At 63.2% G+C, this 19,189-nt stretch carries 16 protein-coding genes and 4 tRNA genes; 3 read left to right on the top strand and 17 right to left on the bottom strand.

Annotated elements, in window-relative coordinates; all coding sequences use genetic code 11:
• Positions 1-46: 46 nt before the first annotated feature.
• Both KIH77_RS08630 and KIH77_RS08625 read right to left on the bottom strand, forming a co-directional pair.
• On the bottom strand, positions 47-1,453 hold the full coding sequence (locus KIH77_RS08630) for a tyrosine-type recombinase/integrase (RefSeq protein ID WP_219100983.1): 1,407 nt from the start codon (positions 1,451-1,453) through the stop codon (positions 47-49).
• Positions 1,454-1,655: 202 nt separating this feature from the next.
• A tRNA-Ser gene (locus KIH77_RS08625) sits at positions 1,656-1,742 on the bottom strand.
• Between the two features lie 126 nt (positions 1,743-1,868).
• On the opposite strand from KIH77_RS08625, the gene dinB reads away from it, so the two are divergent.
• Complete coding sequence (gene dinB, locus KIH77_RS08620) at positions 1,869-3,140, top strand: DNA polymerase IV (protein WP_219100981.1); 1,272 nt, start codon at positions 1,869-1,871, stop codon at positions 3,138-3,140.
• A gap of 136 nt (positions 3,141-3,276) precedes the next feature.
• Here the strand turns inward: dinB and KIH77_RS08615 are convergent, their stop codons facing one another.
• Both KIH77_RS08615 and uxaC read right to left on the bottom strand, forming a co-directional pair.
• On the bottom strand, positions 3,277-4,704 hold the full coding sequence (locus KIH77_RS08615; protein WP_219100979.1) for a glycoside-pentoside-hexuronide (GPH):cation symporter: 1,428 nt from the start codon (positions 4,702-4,704) through the stop codon (positions 3,277-3,279).
• Positions 4,705-4,874: 170 nt separating this feature from the next.
• Entirely contained in the window at positions 4,875-6,281 is a 1,407-nt protein-coding gene (gene uxaC / locus KIH77_RS08610) for a glucuronate isomerase (RefSeq protein ID WP_219100977.1), read from the bottom strand.
• Between the two features lie 288 nt (positions 6,282-6,569).
• On the opposite strand from uxaC, the gene KIH77_RS08605 reads away from it, so the two are divergent.
• Positions 6,570-6,992, top strand: a complete 423-nt coding sequence (locus tag KIH77_RS08605) for an HIT family protein (RefSeq protein WP_219100975.1) — start codon at positions 6,570-6,572, stop codon at positions 6,990-6,992.
• A gap of 190 nt (positions 6,993-7,182) precedes the next feature.
• Here the strand turns inward: KIH77_RS08605 and dapC are convergent, their stop codons facing one another.
• The 13 genes from dapC to KIH77_RS08540 form a co-directional block, all read right to left on the bottom strand.
• On the bottom strand, positions 7,183-8,328 hold the full coding sequence (dapC, locus tag KIH77_RS08600) for a succinyldiaminopimelate transaminase (protein ID WP_219100966.1): 1,146 nt from the start codon (positions 8,326-8,328) through the stop codon (positions 7,183-7,185).
• A 9-nt stretch (positions 8,329-8,337) separates the two neighbouring features.
• On the bottom strand, positions 8,338-8,661 hold the full coding sequence (fdxA, locus tag KIH77_RS08595) for a ferredoxin (protein WP_219100964.1): 324 nt from the start codon (positions 8,659-8,661) through the stop codon (positions 8,338-8,340).
• Positions 8,662-8,835: 174 nt separating this feature from the next.
• Positions 8,836-10,341 (bottom strand): amino acid permease, encoded by a 1,506-nt coding sequence (locus tag KIH77_RS08590; RefSeq protein WP_219100962.1) that lies wholly within the window; start codon positions 10,339-10,341, stop codon positions 8,836-8,838.
• Positions 10,342-10,533: 192 nt separating this feature from the next.
• Positions 10,534-11,742, bottom strand: coding sequence for a UDP-N-acetylmuramate dehydrogenase (locus tag KIH77_RS08585; protein WP_236024586.1), 1,209 nt, complete (start codon positions 11,740-11,742; stop codon positions 10,534-10,536).
• A 106-nt stretch (positions 11,743-11,848) separates the two neighbouring features.
• Complete coding sequence (rpmG, locus tag KIH77_RS08580; RefSeq protein WP_007053013.1) at positions 11,849-12,016, bottom strand: 50S ribosomal protein L33; 168 nt, start codon at positions 12,014-12,016, stop codon at positions 11,849-11,851.
• Between the two features lie 56 nt (positions 12,017-12,072).
• Positions 12,073-12,146, bottom strand: a tRNA-Met gene (locus tag KIH77_RS08575).
• Between the two features lie 5 nt (positions 12,147-12,151).
• Positions 12,152-12,223, bottom strand: a tRNA-Thr gene (locus tag KIH77_RS08570).
• A gap of 1 nt (position 12,224) precedes the next feature.
• Positions 12,225-12,306 (bottom strand) — tRNA-Tyr (locus KIH77_RS08565).
• A 60-nt stretch (positions 12,307-12,366) separates the two neighbouring features.
• A complete protein-coding gene (locus tag KIH77_RS08560) occupies positions 12,367-12,621 on the bottom strand; it encodes a hypothetical protein (protein WP_219100959.1) in 255 nt (84 codons plus the stop codon).
• Between the two features lie 141 nt (positions 12,622-12,762).
• Entirely contained in the window at positions 12,763-13,755 is a 993-nt protein-coding gene (gene nrdF, locus KIH77_RS08555) for a class 1b ribonucleoside-diphosphate reductase subunit beta (protein WP_219100957.1), read from the bottom strand.
• A 630-nt stretch (positions 13,756-14,385) separates the two neighbouring features.
• Positions 14,386-16,614, bottom strand: a complete 2,229-nt coding sequence (gene nrdE, locus KIH77_RS08550) for a class 1b ribonucleoside-diphosphate reductase subunit alpha (RefSeq protein ID WP_219100955.1) — start codon at positions 16,612-16,614, stop codon at positions 14,386-14,388.
• Positions 16,615-16,617: 3 nt separating this feature from the next.
• Positions 16,618-17,178 (bottom strand): class Ib ribonucleoside-diphosphate reductase assembly flavoprotein NrdI, encoded by a 561-nt coding sequence (gene nrdI / locus KIH77_RS08545; protein ID WP_219100953.1) that lies wholly within the window; start codon positions 17,176-17,178, stop codon positions 16,618-16,620.
• A gap of 137 nt (positions 17,179-17,315) precedes the next feature.
• A complete protein-coding gene (locus KIH77_RS08540; protein ID WP_219100951.1) occupies positions 17,316-18,536 on the bottom strand; it encodes a trans-sulfuration enzyme family protein in 1,221 nt (406 codons plus the stop codon).
• A 175-nt stretch (positions 18,537-18,711) separates the two neighbouring features.
• Between KIH77_RS08540 and KIH77_RS08535 the strand changes: the two genes are divergently transcribed.
• Positions 18,712-19,185: a hypothetical protein gene (locus tag KIH77_RS08535; RefSeq protein WP_219100949.1), complete on the top strand. Its 474-nt coding sequence runs from the start codon at positions 18,712-18,714 to the stop codon at positions 19,183-19,185.
• Positions 19,186-19,189 lie beyond the last annotated feature (4 nt).

Below are 19,189 nucleotides of genomic sequence, written 5' to 3'. Positions count from 1 at the left end.
AACATGACGACCTTGATAAGACCCCACATCACGTGGGGTCTTTGCATCATGACAGCAGCGCCGCCATGGCCGCCACCCGCATCTCCCGGGGCAGGACCGAGACGATTTCCGCCGCCCTGGCCGGCTCCATCGATTTGAGCACGGCGATGCGCGCCGGCTCATCCATGTTGGCGAGCGCCGTGGTCAATGGGTCGTCCGTCCGGTTATCCGCAGGTTTTTCCTCTTTTGCGCTTTCGTCGGTGGCTTTGGTGATGGTCCGGTCGGTGGCCTGGATGACCTGTCGGGCGTGGCTTTGGCTGTGCTGTTGGTAGATGCTGACGGTTTTGATGTCGGAGTGGCCGCCCCATGCCATGAGTTCGCCGGGGCTGGCGCCGTGTTCGGCCATGCGGGTGAGGGCGGTGTGGCGGAGGTCGTGGAAGGTGATGTCCTCGAGGCCGGCGCGTTTTATGGCCTTGTAGTAGACGTTGCGCAGGGACTGCGGGGACAGCGTGGTCCCGCCGCGTTGGGCGGTGAAGACGAGGTCGTCGGGTTTGGGGCCGGTGAATCGTCTGAGATGCCGTTCCAGCGGTTCGATGAGGTTGTCGAGGATGGGGACGTCCCTTATGCCACGTGAGCTTTTCGGTTTGCCTGGGACGAGGCGTCGTGGCTCCCCGGGCCTGTAGACCTGTTTGATGGCCTGGCGGACGTGCAGGATGCGGTTTTCGAGGTCGACGTCCCGACGTCGGAGGCCGCAGACCTCCCCCTCCCTGAGTCCGAGCTGGCCGGCGATCTCCACGGTCAGGACGAGCCGGTCGGGCATCATGTCGGAGATGGCCCGGATGGTCTCCGGCTCCAGGACCTTGGGGTCTCGGCGGCGTTTGGGGTTGTTGGCCCGGATTCGTGCCGGGTTGCGGGGTATCAGCGTGTCCCCTTTGGGGTTGATGGGTTTTTCCGCGGCGGTGCGGAGGATGGCGTGCAGGGTGGCGTATGCGCGGCGTCGCGCCACGGCGTTGGTGCCGTCCGGTCCGACGGGGAACCTCTGGTACCAGTCCTCCACGTCGGTGACGGTGATCGATGAGATGGGCATGGAGCCGAACGTCGGGTCGAGCCAGATGCGCAGGTGCTCGCGGTACTTGCCCTTGGTGGTGTCCCCGATGGGCGTGCCGTCGTTCTTGAGCCGGTGCTCGATCCAGTCCTCGGCGTAGTCGTGGAACGTCGTGGATTCGCGTTTCTGCCGTTCTCGGCGTTTTCTGGGCGGCTCCCATGTTCCGAGCTCGATGGACAGGCGCGCCTGACGCAGCCACTCCTCCAGCTCTCCCCTGCGGTCCTCTGACGCGGTCCTGGTGATGCGCTTGGGCAGCGACGGGTCGTCGGCGAGCGCGTCCGGGGGCGTCGGATATGATGCTTCCAGATAGTGGATGCCTTTTCTGGTTATGGTTCGGATTTTGCCGAATGCGCGTCGTTGTGCTCCCAATGTCTCCGTCCTGTCTTGAGGGGGAACTTTTCGGGGCCTGTTTGTTCCCTCTCAAGTTCCCCCTTTAGGATTGGATTATACCGGTTTTTTTCGGACTTGTCTGGACATGGACGAATCGAGGAATCTTGCCCGCGAATGCTTGGAATCATTGGGTTTTCGTTGAAAACAAAAGGCTCCCGGATTTTCATCCGGGAGCCATCGGCGGAGTGAGGGGGATTCGAACCCCCGAACCGCTTGCGCAGTTAACACCTTAGCAGGGTGCCCCTTTCGGCCACTCAGGCATCACTCCGTGTCGAACGCCATCACCTGTATGCGATATGCGCGCAACAGAGAAATACTGTACCATCATCCGTCGATTAACGCGAGCCGCCGGCATGTTGCAACGACCATGCGCAGGGGAAGTACCATGGGAGGCATGAGTACTTCGCCACGTCTTGCCGCCGTCAGGCGCGACTGGGGGCATGACGAGAGCGGCTGCACGATACTGCACATCGACATGGACGCGTTCTTCGCGTCGTGCGAGATAGCGCGGCATCCGGAGCTCAAGGGGCGTCCGGTCATCATCGGCACGGGGACGCGGTCGGTGGTGTCGGCGGCAAGCTACGAGGCGCGGCCGTTCGGCGTGAACTCGGCCATGCCGACGGCCACGGCGCGCAGACTGTGCCCGAACGGCGTGTTCCTGCCCGTCGACATGGCCTACTACCGGAGCATTTCCCGACGGGTGTTCGATGTGTTCGGTCAGGTGACGGACCGTGTCGAACGTGTGTCGGTGGACGAGGGCTACATGGACGTCTCCGCGGCGCTGCGGCAATGGGACTCCCCCACCGCGATCGGCGCATGGATCCGCGCCGAGGTGGAGCGGCGTTTCGGCCTGACCTGTTCGGTGGGCGTGGCGTCGAACAAGCTCATCGCAAAACTGGCCTCGACGAACGCCAAGCCGAACGGGATGCTGCTGGTGCCCATGGCCCGGCAGGCCGAATTCGTGCAGCTGCTGCCGGTGCGGTCGATCCCCGGCATCGGACCGGCTTCGGCACGCAGACTCGAACAGTGGGGTGTGACGACGGTGGCGCAGCTCGCGCGGGTCGACGAACGCCGGCTCACGCAGATCACCGGGTCCGCCGCGCAGGCGCATCGGATGTTTCTCGCGGCGCGCGGCATCGACGAGCGCAAGGTGGTGCCGTATACGCCGGAGAAGTCCATCGGCTCGGAGCACACGTTCGACACCGACACCGCCGACGCCGGCACAGTGACCGGCCTGCTGCTGCGTTGCTGCGACACCGTCGCCTCCACGCTGCGCCGCCGCGGACTGATGGCACGCACCATCACCGTGAAGCTGCGGTTCACCGACCTCGCCTACGCCACGAAATCGATGACGCTCGACCGTCCCACCCGTACCGCCGGCGTGATGTATCCGCACAGCGTGCGCATATTGGAGCGGATGCTCGACATGCCGGAGGGATCCGCCGTCCATGGGGCCACGCTGCCCCGGCCCATCCGGCTGGCCGGCGTCAGCGCATCGGGATTGTGCGACGCCTCGGCACCCATGCAGGCCACGTTCGACGACATCATGGCCGAGGCCGACGGCGGCGGCACCCCGCAGCGTCTGGGACGGGCGGAGAGGGCGCTGGACTCCATCCGGGAAAAGTTTGGAGATGGGTCCGTGCGTTTGGGTCTGCGTAGTTCATGAATCGCGAGATACCGGCCGAAAACCGGCGTGTCGGACGGGTATCTCGCGATTCGTGAACTGGCCTCCACCAAAAAATCCCCGATCGCTTCACGCAATCGGGGATTTTCGGGCAATTAGGTAATTATTTATGTAATTATCAGTGGGTGAGCTCGCCCTTCTCCCACTTGCCGTTGTTCAGATCATCGGCGATCTTGCGGTACTTGTCATCCGTCAGACCGTAGAGGAAGAAGATGATCAGCATGGCGGCGAACAGGGCCACGGCCGGGTAGAGGGTCATGGCGCCCTTGATGCCGTTCAGGGTGGCCTGGGACTGCGCCTGGTTGGCGACGTATCCGGTCAGACCCAGGATGCCGGCGGAGATGATGGCGGCCAGGGACTGCGCGAGCTTGCGGGAGAAGTTGAACGCGGCCACGGTGATGCCTTCCTTACGGATGCCGGTGTGCCACTCGCCGTAGTCGATGACGTCGTTGACGAATGCCCAGGTGATGCCGTTCGGGATGGCGAGGCAGATGTAGCCGAGGGTCACGAACACGATGAACGTGGTGAGGTTGGTCGGCAGGAAGAAGTTGATGAGGTTGGCGACCGCGCCGACGACGAAGCAGAACACGGCGACCTGCTTCTTGCCGAACTTCTTCACGAGCAGCGGGATGGAGAGGATGGCCACGATGGAGCAGCCCATCTGGATGGCGTTGATCACCGGCTGCAGGCCCATGTTGCCCAGGTTGTACTCGGCGAAGTACAGCATCATGGCGTTGTTGGTGTTCATGGCGGAGATGGTGAACAGGGTCATGAGAATGATGGCGAGCAGCGGCTTGTTGGTGAAGACCACCTTGATGTAGGCGCCGACGCCCTCCTTGGACTTGTCGCCCGTCTTCTCACGGTTGATCTTGATGTGTTCCTTGCAGTTGAAGAACGTGACGGCGAAGCAGCACACGCCGATGATGGCCATGATCGCGGAGGCGACGGCGTAGCCGTGGAACGTGGTGACCTTGCCGTTGGAGTCGGAGAACAGCAGGATGATCGGGATGAAGGCCACGCCGGTGATCCACTGAGCGCCGAGGGAGCCGGCCTGGCGGGTGGTGGCCAGCTGGGCTCGTTCATCGACGTCTCGGGTCATGACGTTGGCGAGGCCGACGTACGGCAGGTTGGTGAACGAATAGCAGGTGCCCCATGCCATGTAGGTCACGAACGCGTAGACGATGCGGCCCCACATCGGGAAGTCCGGCATGGTGAACGTGATGACCGTGAGGATGGAGAGCACGATGGCGCCGACCATCATGACCGGACGGAACTTGCCGTGCTTGCCGACCTTGCGGCTGTCGACGAACGCGCCGGCGATCGGGTCCATGAAGGCGTCGTAGATCTTGGTAACGGCCATGATCGTGGCCACCATGCCCGGGTTGATGAGCGCCACATCGGTGTAGAACTTGGTCAGGTACGCCTGGCCCAGATCGAACATGAAGCCGTTGCCGAGATCGCCGAAACCGTAGCCGATCTTCTCTCGCCAGCTCAGCTTCACCTGGCCGTTGACGGCGGCCGCCTTCTCTTCTACTGAACTTGTCATGATTACTACCTTTGTAATTGTTAACGTGCGGCGTCGGCTGCCTCGTCGACACCGCACGACCCTTCCTTTGTCGATATTCAGTTATGTCGGTATTCAGTTATGCCGTCGTCCGGTCGGGGCGACGCGGCCGGGGCTGCCAGTCCCCGGCCGGCCGTTGCACGCAATGGCAGTTACGCGAACAGCTCCTTGGCGTTGTTGTAGGAGACGTCCTGCACCAGCGGGGCCAAGGTGTCGAGGTCCGACGGAATCTCGCCGCGGGAGGCCCACTCGCCGAGCTGCTCGCACAGGATGCGGCGGAAGAACTCGTGGCGCGGGAAGCTCAGGAACGAACGGGAGTCGGTGGTCATGCCCACGAAGTTGCCCAGCAGCGAGCCTTCGGCCATGACCTGGATCTGGCGGCGGATGCCCTCGCGGGTGTCGTTGAACCACCAGGCGTTGCCGAGGGCCAGGCGCTGCTTCATGCCGCCCTGGAAGCAGCCGAGCACGGTGATGATCGGCATGTAGTCGTTCGGGTTGAGCGAGTAGATGAGCATCTTCGGCACGGAGTCGGTCTTGGCGGCCTCGTTGAGCAGGGCGGCCAGCGGCTCGGCGATGGCGCGGTCGTTGAGCGCGTCGTAGCCGGTGTCGGCGCCGTGGATGGCGAACTCGTGCTCGTTGATGTTGCGCATGGCGTGGATGTGCATCTGCATGGTCCAGCCGTGGGCGTGGTAGATCTTCATGAGGTCGAGGAACAGCTGGGTGCGGTACTTGGTGACCTCCTCGAAGGTCAGCGGCTCGCCGGCGCGGGCCTTGGCGAGGATGGCGTCGCGCTCGGCGGCGGTGGACGTCGCGTACACCATGAGGTCGGCGGCGTGGTCGGACAGGCGGGAGCCGTGCTCGTGGAAGAAGTCGACGCGCTTGTTGATGGCGGCCATCATGTCGTCGAAGGAGTTGACCTTGTCGCCGGTGACCTGCTCGAGCTGGTCGACCCACTCGGAGAAGCCGGGCTTGTCGGGGTTGAGGGCCTTGTCGGGGCGCATGGCCGGGATCATCTTGAAGGTGTCGCCGCCCTCCTTCTCGAACGCGATGTGGTATTCGAGGGAGTCGACCGGATCGTCGGTGGTGCAGATGGTGTCGAGGTTCATGCGGCGCAGCAGCGAGCGGCGGGAGAACTCCGGCGTGGCCAGCATCGCGTTGGTCTTCTCGTAGATGTCCTTGGCGGTCTTGGAGTTCAGCTCGTCGGTGATGCCGAAGTAGCGGCGCAGCTCCTGGTGCGTCCACATGTAGACCGGGGAGCCGATGGCCTTCTCCATGGTCTGCGCGTAGGCATAGAACTTGTCCCACGGGTCGCCGTTGCCGGTGATGAGCTCCTCGGGCACGCCGTTGGCGCGCTCCAGACGCCACTTGTAGTGGTCGCCGTAGTTGTTGCCGTCGGTGAGCCAGGCCTCGACGATGTCCTTGAAGTTCGGATCCTTGTAGATCTCCTCGGGGTGCAGATGGCAATGGTAGTCGACGATCGGCATGTTCTCCGCGTAGTTGTGGAACAGGTCCTTCGCCAGATCCGTCGTCAGCAGGTAGTCATCATCCATGAATGCCATAGTCGTTTCCTTCCTCAGACCGCGTCGTCAGGGCATACGAAGACAGCTGTCGCTAGGGACAGTGTGTCTGTGCTCGATTTCGCAGTCGTTGTTGCTTGCCTGATTGCGTCCATGCAACCCGGCGTTACCTTGACTGTAAGAAACGTGAACTGAATCACGTTGTTTTGTTGCCAAGGTTTGCATGGACACGCGGCAAACGTTGGAAAATTGGCAACAGCTGGCAACATTTATCCCCTGAGGACCGAGAAATCCTTATCGTGAAACCGCATCTATCGAAAGGAATTTCTGATGAGCAACGAAGCTTGTGCATATTGCGACGAAGGCGCCGCGCTCGACGCGTTCGGCATCAAGATCTATGAACTTCCGGCCAGCAAGGTCGTCCTGTTCAAGGAACAGAGCCACAAGGGCCGCGTCATCGTGGCCTCGAAGCACCACGTCTCCGAGATCGTGGAACTGAGCAAGGAGGACCGTGACGCGTTCTTCGACGACGTGGACCGCGTGGCCAAGGCCGTGCATGCCACGTTCCATCCCGACAAGGTGAACTACGGCGCCTACGGCGACACCGGCCACCATCTGCACTTCCATCTCGTGCCGAAGTACAAGGACGACGATTTCGAATGGGGCGGCACCTTCGCCATGAACCCCGACCGCGTCCACCTGACCGACGCCGAATACGACGAGATGGCCAAGGCCATCGTCGCCAACCTGTGAGGTGATTACATCAATTTGTGGATCATCGGTCGAATCGACGATTTCGTCATGATTCACCGATGATTCCGACCCATCGTTCGTGATTTGCCTTACGGAACGATACTTGCGGCCGCACGCAACTGGCCCTTCCTGGCGTGCGGCCGCATTATTTGTATTGTGATCGGTTATCGCGACGACGATGACCGAGTCGTCACAGCATGGCGACGCTGCGGGCCAGCCGTTCGGCCGCCGCGGCGACGTCGGCGTCGCCGGCCGTCGACGACACACGAAGATACGCCTTGTCGCCGTAGAATTCGCCGGGGCTGACGATGATGCCGAGCCTGGCGAGACGGTCGATGTCCGTCCAGCAGTCGCCGCTCAGCGCCTTGACCCACACATACAACGCGCCCTGGGGCATGCATGCCGCATACCCGGCCGCGCGCAGCCCCTCGACCAGCACCCGAAGACGGCAACGATACCGTTCACGCTGGGCGATCACCGCGTCGACGTCGTCAAGGCCGGCCCTCATGGCGGCCTGGCTCGGTCCGGGGATGATCTGGCCGATCTGCTTGCGCGTCTCGATCATGGGGGTGACGATGCGTTTGTCGCCGGCGATCAGCGCCGTGCGATACCCTGCCATGTTCGACTGCTTGCTCAGCGAATACAGGCACAGCACGTCCCTCGCATCGTCGCCGCAGACGTTGGCGTCGAGGATGCAGGCCGTGGCGTCCATCGACGACGGCTCGGACGACCAGTCCATCAGCGCATAGCATTCGTCGGACACGACGACCGCGCCGATGGACCTCGCGGCCTCCACGATGCGGCGCAGCCACGGCCTGGTCAGCACCTCGCCGCTGGGATTCGACGGCGAATTGACCCACACCATCCTCACGCCCGGGACATGCACCCACGATTCGACGTCGGCGACGTCGGTCTTCAACGCCGTCGCGCCGGCGAGCTGGGTGCCGATCTCATACGTCGGATAGGAGATCTTCGGCTGGACGACGACATCGCCCTCGCCGAGGCCGAGCAGGGACGCCATGAGCGAGACGCCCTCCTTGGAGCCGACCGTGGGGCAGACGTCCGCGCCGATGGCGTCGAGGTCCACGCCGCGCAGGTCATGGAACCATCGCACGATGGATTCGCGCAGTGCCTTGGTGCCGCGCGTGACCGGGTATCCGTAGGCGTTCGACGCGTTCGCGGCGTCGGCGAGCGCCGTGGTGACGGATTCGGGGACGGGGTCGACCGGCGAACCGATGGACAGGTCGATCATGCCGTCCGGATGCCGGGCCGCGGTCCGTTTGGCGGCCGCCAGCCTGGACCAGTCGTACGGCGTGTTGAATGACGAGAATCCCACGTGCGGCTCTCAGTCCTGATTCTGCGGGGGCAGGGCCGCGACCTGGGCCTCGTCGTGGTCGATGGCGCCGAATCCGGAGGCGCCGCCCTGGTCGCCGACCTCGGCGAAGAAACGCACGGCGGCGTCCTTGTACCACGCCCACTCGTCGGGCAGGTCGTCCTCGTAGAAGATGGCCTCGGTGGGGCACACGGGTTCGCACGCACCGCAGTCGACGCACTCGTTCGGGTTGATGTACAGCGTACGGGGGCCCTCGTAGATGCAGTCCACCGGGCACTCGTCCACGCAGGCCTTGTCCTTCACATCCACGCAAGGCTGGGCAACAACGTATGGCATGTTCCGTTCCTCCTACAAATCTCGCCGCTCGTCCCTGCGGCTTTCCGACATATCGCGCATTTAGTCTACGCCGCCCCCACAACAGCTTGGGGCCTTCGCGTCGGGGGATGACGCGAAGGCCCCAAGGGGTTAGGGGTTTGCGGGGAGCCGGCCACGGGCCGGACCCGCGGGCGGCTATTCGGTGATGTCGCCCTTGAGCTGGTTCAGTCCCAGACGGGAGTGACGGTATCCGTACGCGAAGTAGATGATGAAGCCGACGACCAGCCACACGACGAAACGCACCCAGGTGAGCACGGTGAGGTTGAGCATGAGCCACAGGTTGGCCAGACCGATGAGCACCGGCACCCACGGGTTGCCGGGCATGGTGAAGGAGCGCTTGAGGTCGGGGCGCTTCTTGCGCATGATCGGGATGGAGATGGCGACGAGCGTGAACGCGGAAAGCGTGCCGATGTTCACCATGTCGGACAGCACGCCGATGTCGAAGAACGCGGCGACGAGCGCGACGACGATGCCGCACACGATCTGCAGCCTGGCCGGGGTGCCGTGGACGCCGGTCCTGGACAGGCCTCGGGGCAGCAGGCCGTCGCGGCTCATGGCGAACACGATGCGGGTGAGGCCGAGCAGCAGCACCATGACCACGGTGGCCAGGCCCAGCACGATGCCGAAGCTGATGATCTTGGCGGCCCAGTTGGCGCCGACGAGCTCGAACGCGGTGGCGAGCGAGGGGCTCGGCGCCTTGGCGAGGTCCTTGTAGGAGACCATGCCGGTGGTGACGACGGCGACGGCCACGTACATGATGATGATGAGCAGCATGCCGGTGCCGATGCCCAGCGGCACGGACTTCTTCGGATTGTCGGTCTCCTCGGCGGCGGTGGCCACCACGTCGAAGCCGATGAACGCGAAGAACACGAGGGCGGCGCCGGAGAGGATGCCGGGGATGCCGTAGATGGACGGGGTCATGCCGGTGGCGTACTGCCACAGCGGCTGCGCCCAGATGCCGGTGACCTCGGAGGAGGCCGTCTGCACGGAGTCGGCCGGCTGGCTCGGCGGGATGAACGGCGTGAAGTTCGACGCCTTGATGTAGAAGAAGCCGACGATGACGACGAAGAACACGATGGCGATCTTCAGCACGGTCATGGCGCCGTCGACGCGGGCGCCGAGCCTGGTGCCGAAGACGAGCAGCGTGGTGAAGAACGCGACGATGATGATCGGCGCCACGTCGAGCGCGAACGAGCCGATGTGGATGTTCGTGTTGAGGTTCCAGCCCATGAGGCGGAAGAAGTCGTTGAGGTACACGCCCCAGTATTTGGAGATCACGGAGCCGGCCATGAGCATCTCGAGGATGAGGTCCCAGCCGATGATCCATGCCACGAGCTCGCCGACGGTGGTGTAGGTGAACGTGTAGGCGGAGCCGGCGACCGGGATCATCGAGGCGAATTCCGCATAGCACATGACAGCTGCGCCGCAGACGATGCCGGCGATGATGAAGCTGATGATCACGGCGGGGCCGGCATGATAGGCCGCCGCCTGGGCGCCGACGGAGAAGATGCCGGCGCCGACGGCGACAGCCACGCCCATGATGGCGAGGTCCCACCACTTCAGGTTGCGCTTGAGCTTACGGTCGGCCTCATCGGTTTCGGCGATGGTCTGCTCGACCGTCTTGGTGCGTAAAAGATTCATTGATCCTTCTCTCGGAGTAGGCCATCGCGGCCTGCCGAAAATGTTCCTTGACGAGATTAGACGGGAATTGTGAATTCACCAAGAATCGGCCAAGGATTCACCGACTTCCACGCAATTTCGTCCACATTCCGGGACGGATATCATGCCTGTGACGATTGGGGCGGACGCTGCGCGGGCGTTAACGGCCGGCCTCTAGCGCAGGTCGATGCCGATGGCCACGGGCTCGGGGACGAGCCGGATGCCATACGCGGATTCGACGCCGTCCTGCACCGCTTTCGCCAAGGCGGCCACGTCGGCGGCGGAGGCGCTCCCCCGGTTGGTCAGCGCCAGCGTATGCAGCATGGACAGCGACGCCGGGGCGTTTTCGGCCACGGCGTACCCCTTGTGGAATCCTGCATGGTCGATGAGCCACGCGGCCGAGGTCTTCACGCCAGGCGTGCCGTCGGGAAGCTTGGCATCGAAGCGCGGCGCGTCGGCCGGCAGCCGCTTCGCGTCCTTGGGCGTGAGCACCGGGTTCATGAAGAAGCTGCCGCAGCTGTGGCGGTTGTAATCCTCGTCGAGCGACCCCTGGGCGTCCCACAGGCCCTTCATGGCGGCCTCGACGTTCCCCTCTCGCTTCGTACCCTTCATCCACTCGGTGTAATAGCGGTTCGGATCCTCGAGCATGCCCTTGCCTGCGCGCACGGCGAGTACGGCGTCGCGGATGGCGGCGGTCTCCATGCGTTCGCCCACCTCGACGCCGAGCGCCTTGGCGAGCTGGCCGAAGCCGACCACGCCGGTGGCGCTGTGCCGCAGCGCGAACGTGACCGACAGCACCACGTAGCGCGGCGTGGGGAAGAATTCGGCGGCGGGCGTGGCCGGAGCCGCATACATGCTGGTCTTCAACGCCGAGGTGCGGTAGCCGAAGCGCAGTTCGGCGGGTGTGAGGTCAAGCGTCTTCTTGTCCTTGCGGTCCCAGACCTCCACGGATTCGACGACCGTGCCGACCTCCTGGCCGTATGCGCCAATGTTCTGCACGACCGACGCGCCCACGGTGCCGGGGATGCCGGACAATCCCTCGATGCCCTCCAGTCCCATACGCACGCAGTATGCGACCAGATCGTCCCAATTCGTGCCGGCCTCGGCATGGATGTGCACGATGCGTTCGCCATCCTCCACCGGCGCCACCTCGTCGGGCACGCTGATCGACCGTCGCGCGTCGCGCACCACGTAGCCGGCGAACGGCTCGTCGGAGACCAGCATGTTGGAGCCACCGCCGATCACGCACAGCGGGATGCCGCGCTCGTCGGCCTCCTCCACGGCCTCGATGACGCCGACGCGGGATTCGGGTTCGAAGAAACGGGCGATGGGACCGCCGACACCAATCGTGGTCAGGTCGGCAAAACTGGGAGTTGAAGTCATATCGCCAACCATACCAATAACGGGATAATTAGGATACGAGGATTATCGACCGGAATAACAAAAAAACCCGACCGAAATTCGGTCGGGTTGAAAGTATGTGAACGTCTCAGCGGGTCTCGCGGTGGACGGTCTGCTTGCCGCAGCGCGGGCAGAACTTCTTCAGCTCAAGACGGTCAGGAGTGTTACGACGGTTCTTCGTCGTGATGTAGTTACGCTCCTTGCACTCGGTGCAGGCCAGCGTGATGCCTGGACGGATATCGGCGCTTTTTGCCATTATTCACCTCTGTATTGGTTTCCATCACCGGATGCTGATTGACTCCGATGTTTTTGTAGCGAGGAAGAGACTCGAACTCTTGACCTTACGATTATGAGTCGTACGCTCTAACCAGCTGAGCTACCCCGCCATGAGAGCCTCGAGCGAGAATCGGACTCGCGACCTCTTCCTTACCAAGGAAGTGCTCTACCACTGAGCTATCGAGGCGTGGCGGATAGTGGATTCGAACCACTGAAGCACGAAGCGGCTGATTTACAGTCAGCTCCCTTTGACCGCTTGGGAAATCCGCCATTGCTCTTCCCGGAGGAATTCCTCCGAAATCGGCAACTCGGCTATATAACCATAGAATCTCAGCTCGCGCAACTCGGCGTGTCGCGAAGGCGCCGCCAGCGCTGCAGGGCCCGCTCAATCCGCTTGTATCCTATGATTTCCACGGGAAAGCCGGCCTCCACGAATATGCGCTTGGGGCCCTTGCCGCGGTAATACTCCTCCACGGCGTGCTGCGCGAACGCGGTCGTGTAATGAATGTGCCCGCGCTCGTCCACGTAGTCCACGGCGTCGAGCGCCTCGAGCAGATGTCTTGCCTCGTCATCGAATCCAGTCATGTCGTTTCCCTTCCTAGACGACCATGCACTCATTCAACTGTGCACAACCCAATTGTGCACAACCCAACGGTATCCCATCCGCCGGCATGACGGTAGGCCGCTCCGGCGAATTCCCGAAGGCCCGTCCACGACGGCCGCGAGCTAGAAGTCCCAGTCGTCATCGTCGGTCTCCTCGGCCTTGCCCATCACGTAGGAGGAGCCGGAGCCGGAGAAGAAGTCGTGGTTCTCGTCGGCGTTCGGCGAAAGCGCGGCGAGGATGGCCGGGTTCACGTTCACCTCGTCGGCGGGGAACATGGCCGGATAGCCGAGGTTCATCAATGCCTTGTTGGCGTTGTATTTCAGGAACCGGCGCACGTCGTCGGCGAGGCCGACGCCGGAGTAGAGGCTGTCGGTGTAGGCAGCCTCGTTCTCGTACAGCTCCTCGAGCAGGGTGTGCGTGTAGTGGCGCATGTGTTCGCACTCCTCGACAGAGACGGCGGCGAGCCCCTTCTGGTACTTGTAGCCGATGTAGTAGCCGTGGACGGCCTCGTCGCGGATGATGAGGCGGATGACGTCGGCGGTGTTGGTGAGCTTGGCGTGGGCCGAGAAGTACATGGGCAGGTAGAAGCCGGAGTAGAACAGGAACGATTCGAGCAGCGTGGAGGCGACCTTGCGTTTGAGCGGGTTGTCGCCTTCGTAGTAGTCGAGGACGATCTCGGCCTTCTTCTGCAGGAACTCGTTCTCCTCGCTCCATGAGAACGCGGCGTCGATCTCCTTGGTGGAGCACAGGGTGGAGAAGATGCTCGAATAGCTTTTGGCATGCACGGACTCCATGAACGCGATGTTGGTGTAGACGGCCTCCTCGTGCGGGGTGAGCGAGTCGGGGATGAGGGAGACGGCGCCGACGGTGCCCTGGATGGTGTCGAGGAGCGTGAGCCCGGTGAACACGCGCATGGTGAGCGTGTGCTCCTCCTCGCTCATGGATCGCCAGACGGGGATGTCGTTGGAGACGGGGATGCGTTCGGGAAGCCAGAAGTTGCCGGTGAGACGGTTCCAGACCTCGAGGTCCTTCTCGTCCTCGAGCCGGTTCCAGTTGATGGCGCTGACGCGGTCGATGAGCTTGAGCGGCTTGCGGGGGATGGAGATCGGCGCCATGTCAGGCCTCCTCTTCGGTCGGGGCGGCTGCGGGCGCCGCAAATTCCTCGGGCGCGGTGAGCCGCAGGATCATGCGGTAGACGAATCGGGACATACTGTGCTCCTTTGTGGTTGTTTTCCGGATTGTCGTCGGCACGGACACCCACAACTCGTGGTTTTCGTGCCGAATCGGCGGTTTTTAGCGTTCACAACGCGAGTTGTGGGTGTCAGCTCGGCGGGCCACCAGATCCTTCGACTCCGGGCTGCGCCCTCCGCTCAGGATGACAAAGTCTCCCAGTGAAAGCCGAATGATGCGTGCGCTGAGGCGTTAAGCAGACAGTCCGGTGGACTGTCCGTAGCCGATGCGAGCAGCCGCCAAGGCTGCGAGGAGGCACGTAGTGCCAAGGCGCGGAAGACGAAGGCGCACAACAGTACGTCGAGTCTTCCGCAACGCCGACGACGCCCCAAGCCCCGTGAAAGTCGAATGATGCGTGCGGCATGGGTGCGGCAGGGGATGAAGACCGCACATCCCTCCCGTGAAAGTCGAATGATGCGTGCGGCGTCAAGGCGCGGAAGACGAAGGCGTACAACAGTACGTCGAGTCTTCCGCAACGCCGACGACGCTCCATCATTCGACTTTCCCCTAGGCTTTCACACGACGCAGGCGTAAGTGCAGGCGCCGCTGACCTCCGTCCCTTCGAGCGCCTGCTGTCGGATGCGGATGTAGTAGAGGGTTTTGATGCCTTTGCTCCAGGCGTAGATCTGGGCTTTGTTGATGTCGCGGGTAGTGGCGGTGTCGGGGAAGAACAGGGTGAGGGAGAGTCCTTGGTCGATGTGGGGGGTGGCGGCGGCGTAGGTGTCGATGATGGCTTTCCAGCCGATTTCATAGGCGTCGCGGTAGTATTCGCGGTTGTCGTTGGTCATGTAGGGGGCCGGGTAGTAGACGCGGCCGGTTTTGCCTTCCTTGCGGATTTCGATGCGTGATGCGATGGGGTGGATGGATGAGGTGGAGTTGTTGATGTAGGAGATGGATCCGGTGGGCGGCACGGCCTGGAGGTTTTGGTTGTAGATACCGTCGCGGCGGATGGCTTCGGCGAGCGCGGTCCAGTCGTCGCGCGTGGGGATGGCGATGCCGCGGGAGGCGAAGAGTTCGCGCACGTGTGCGGTGCGGGGCTCGAGTGTTCGGCTGCCGTCGGTGTATTGGTCGAAGTGGTTGCCTTCGCCGAGGGGTTTGGCGTAGTCCGAGCGGTCGAAGCCGGTGAAGGCGCGGCCGCGTTCGACGGCGATTGCGTGGGATGCGCGGTAGGCGTGGTAGGCGATGGTCATGAAGTAGATGTCGGTGAAGTCGAGGGCTTCGTCGGATCCGTAGTGGATGTGTTCGCGGGCGAGGAATCCGTGGAGGTTCATTTGGCCGAGTCCGATGGCGTGGCCTTCGTCGTTGGCGCGGCGGATGGAGGGCACGGAGTCGATGGTGGTGTGGTCGGCGACGGCGGTGAGTGCGCGGATGGCGGTTTCGACGGTGTCGCCGAGGTTGACGTGTCCGGCTCCGTCGGCGCCGCCATCGCCGTCCATGGCTTTGGCGATGTTGAGGGAGCCGAGGTTGCAGGAGACGTCGCGGCCGATGTGCCGGTAGGTGAGGTCCTCGTTGTAGGTGCTGGCTTCCTGTACCTGGAGGATTTCGGAGCAGAGGTTGCTCATGGCGATGCGGCCGTCGATGGGGTTGGCGCGGTTGACGGTGTCTTCGAACATGAGGTAGGGGTAGCCGGATTCGAATTGGATTTCGGCGATGGTTTTGAAGAATTCGCGCGCGTCGATGTAGGTTTTGCGGATGCGTTCGTCGGCGACCATTTCGTCGTAGTGGTCGGTGATGGCGATGTCGGCGAAGGGTTTGCCGTAGACGCGTTCGACGTCGTAGGGGCTGAACAGGGCCATGGGTTTTTTGGCTTTGGCGAGCCGGAAGGTGATGTCGGGCACGACGACGCCGAGGGAGAGGGATTTGATGCGGATTTTCTCGTCGGCGTTTTCGCGTTTGGTGTCGAGGAAGCGCATGATGTCGGGGTGGTGCGCGGAGAGGTAGACGGCGCCGGCGCCTTGGCGCGCGCCGAGCTGGTTGGCGTAGGAGAAGCTGTCTTCGAGCAGTTTCATGACGGGAACGACGCCGGATGACTGGTTTTCGATGTGTTTGATGGGGGCGCCGAGTTCGCGCAGGTTGGTGAGGTTGAGTGCGACGCCGCCGCCGCGTTTGGAGAGTTGGAGGGCGGCGTTGATGGCGCGGGCGATGGATTCCATGTTGTCTTCGACGCGCAGCAGGAAGCAGCTGACGGCTTCGCCGCGCTGCGCCTTGCCGAGGTTGAGGAAGGTGGGGGTGGCGGGCTGGAATCGTCCGGAGATGATGGCGTCGGCGTATTCGAGGGCGCGGTTTTCGTCGCCGTCGGCGAGTTCGAGGGCGACGGCGACGGCGCGCTGCGGGAAGTCTTCGAGGTATTGCTTGCCGTCGAAGGTCTTGAGCGCGTATGAGGCGTTGAATTTGAACGCGCCGAGGAAGGTGGCGAATGTGAATCCGCTGGCGGCGGCGTGCGCGTGGATGCGGTCGAGGAATTCGGGCGTGTATTGCGCGAAGACGTCGCCGTTGTAGTACTCGTGGTCGATGAGGTACCGCAGGCGTTCTGCGGTGGAGCCGAAGGTCATGGTGTTGGGCCGCACGTGGCGTTCGAGGTATTCGCGTACGGCGTCGTGCTCCTTGTCGAATCGGATGCGGCCGTCGGCGTCGGGGAGGTTGAGCATGGCGTTGAGGGCATGCCAGTCGTGGGCCGGATCGTACGACAGCAGTGTGGATGTCGTGTTGTCCAGGCTCAGGGCGGTTGTGGTGAGGTCGACCATGCGTCACTCGCTTTCGTTGGGGGATGATGGGGATTCGGACGTTGTTTCGATGCCGTCGGATGCGGCCGTCTCGTTGAGGCGGCGGAAGAACGCGACGAGGCCGTCCCGTACGCGTTCGCGGTCCTCCGGCGTGCCCATGAGTTCGAACCGGTAGAGGAAGGGGACGTGGCATTTGGCGGCGATGACGTCGCCGGCCACGCCGTATGCCTCGCCGAAGTTGGTGTTGCCGGAGGCGATGACGCCGCGGATGTACGCGCGGTTGGCCGGGTCGTTGAGGAATCGTTTGACCTGTATGGGCACGGCTTTGGCGATGCTGCCGCCGCCGTAGGTGGGCGTCATGAGCACGTATGGCTCGCGGATGGCCAGCGGCTCGTCGGATGCCCGCAGCGGCAGCCGGTGGACGGTGATGCCGAGTTCGGGCAGTCGGCAGTCGGCGACGAACCGTGCCGTGTTCTCGGAGACGGAGGAGAAATACACGAGCGCGCCGATGGCCGACCCGGAGACGTGGCCGGCCTCGTCTCCGGTGTCGCGCCGTGGCGCGCCCGTATCGTGTCGTATTGCCATTGCCCCTCCGTGGATGATGGTGCGTCCTGTTGTGGTTCGGATTTCAAAAACCGAAACATCACTATATATGGCACATCAATGGCAATCAAATACTAGATGTAGTGTTTTCCGTGGGGTATCTCACAGTGAGACTTGCGTCACAGACCGGCTTCGGCGAGCGCGTGGTCGATGTCGCGGATGAGGTCGTCCGTGTCTTCGAGGCCGACGGCGAGACGGAAGAACCCACGGTGGAATTCCTCCGGATAGAGGTACTGGCGTTCGTCGTCCTCGCCGAGGAACACGATGAGGCTTTCGTCGTGGCCGAGCGAGACGGCCGAGGTGATGACGTTGAGTTTGCTGACGAACCGGTTGTGGCCGTCGTGGTCGGTGTCGAGGCCGAAGGCGAGCACGCCGCCGAATCCGGCGTCGGGCCGGGCGAGCTGGCGTGCGGCGACGTCGTGGTGCGGATGCGATTCCAGTCCCGGGTAGGCGACGAACCGCACCTGCGGCAGACCTTCCAGATGCTTCGCGATGGCGAGCGCGGAGGCGTTGTGCTGCCTCATGCGCAGTGGCAGCGTGACCGATCCGCGGTTGATGAGCCAGGCGTTGAACGGCGAGATGATGCCGCCGTAGTTGACCTGGTAGGTGAATCGGATCCGGTCGGTGATCTCCTTGCTCGTGGCGATGGCGCCGCCGAGCGCGTCGCCGTGGCCGTTGATGTATTTCGTCAGGCTTTCGATGACGATGTCGGCGCCGAGGTCGGCGGGGCGCACGTTGTACGGCGAGTTGAACGTGTTGTCGACGGACAGCAGCGCGCCGGCGTCGTGGGCGATGTGCGCGGCGGCTTCGATGTCGGTGACTTTGAGCGTGGGGTTGGCGGGCGTCTCGACGTGGACGAGCCTGGTGTTCGGCCTGATGGCCTTGGCGATGTTGTCCGGGTCGGAGGTGTCGACGATCGAGGTCTCGATGCCGTATTTCTCGGGCAGGATCTGGTTGAGGAGGCGGTATGCGGCGATGTATGTGGTGTCGGAGAAGATGGCGTGGTCGCCGCGGTCGAGCACCGTGGTGAATGTGCCGGAGAGGGCGGCGACGCCGGAGGCGAGCACGACCGCGTCCTCGGTGTTCTCGAGCTTGGCGAGCTTGGCCTCGAGATACCGCTGGTTCGGATGCCCGTTGCGCGTGTAGAGGTTCACGTCGGAGCTGGACCAGTTGATGTCGGAGGGGTCGTAGGGCAGGGCGTAGGCGTTGGCGAGGGTGATGGGTCGGCGGATGGCGCCGGTTTCGGCGTCGACGCCGTTGCCGAGGTGGATGGAGAGCGTGTTGAATCCGAGCGGCTTGTCGTCGAACGAGATTCCCTGGTGTGTGAGTTCTGATGTCATGGTTCCAGCGTGCCATAGGCGCGGATGGCGCGCGAGGCGGGGCAAAACAGGGCAAACGTTGGAATTGCACGATGTTCCAGCCTGTCATAGATAGAATCTTCAATAGTTTTGTTTGTTGGCAACCGTATCGAGGAGGATATTCGTGCTTCCCGCCTATAAGAGGACCATGTGGGTCATGACCGTGTTCTTTGCCGTCGCCGTGATCGCCGAACGTGTGGTGGCGATGTTTTCGTCCGACCCCGTCGTGTCGATGTACGCCTATGTGATGCCGTGGATCGTGGCGGTCGTCATCCTGCTGTTCGTCATCGGCGCGGACGAGGACATCCGTCTGACCGTGGGCAAGGTGATCATCGTCACGCTGGTGGGCATGCTGCTGGTGTCGGCCGTGGCCGGCGTGCTGCTGTACCTGTTCGTCAGCGCCGCGCCGGTGGCGTGGGTGCTGCGCGTCGGGTGGATCGTGACGCTGGTGATCGTGGCCGTGGAGTCGCGGCTGGTGAACCCCGAGAACGTGGCGGCGGCGCAGCAGGCGGCCGAGGAGCGCGCGGAGGCGAAGCTGGAGAAGAAGCTCACCATGCAGCGCGAGGTGCAGCAGGCGGCCCGCGAGCGCGTCGCACGTCGTGAAATTCGTAAGCGCAACAGGCGCAAGTAGCTGT

Origin of the sequence: Bifidobacterium pluvialisilvae, from assembly GCF_019331695.1 — a bacterium.
In the GTDB taxonomy this organism is placed as follows: domain Bacteria; phylum Actinomycetota; class Actinomycetes; order Actinomycetales; family Bifidobacteriaceae; genus Galliscardovia; species Galliscardovia pluvialisilvae.
Note: the sequence above shows the minus strand (reverse complement) of the source record. Positions and strands in the feature narration are given on the sequence as shown.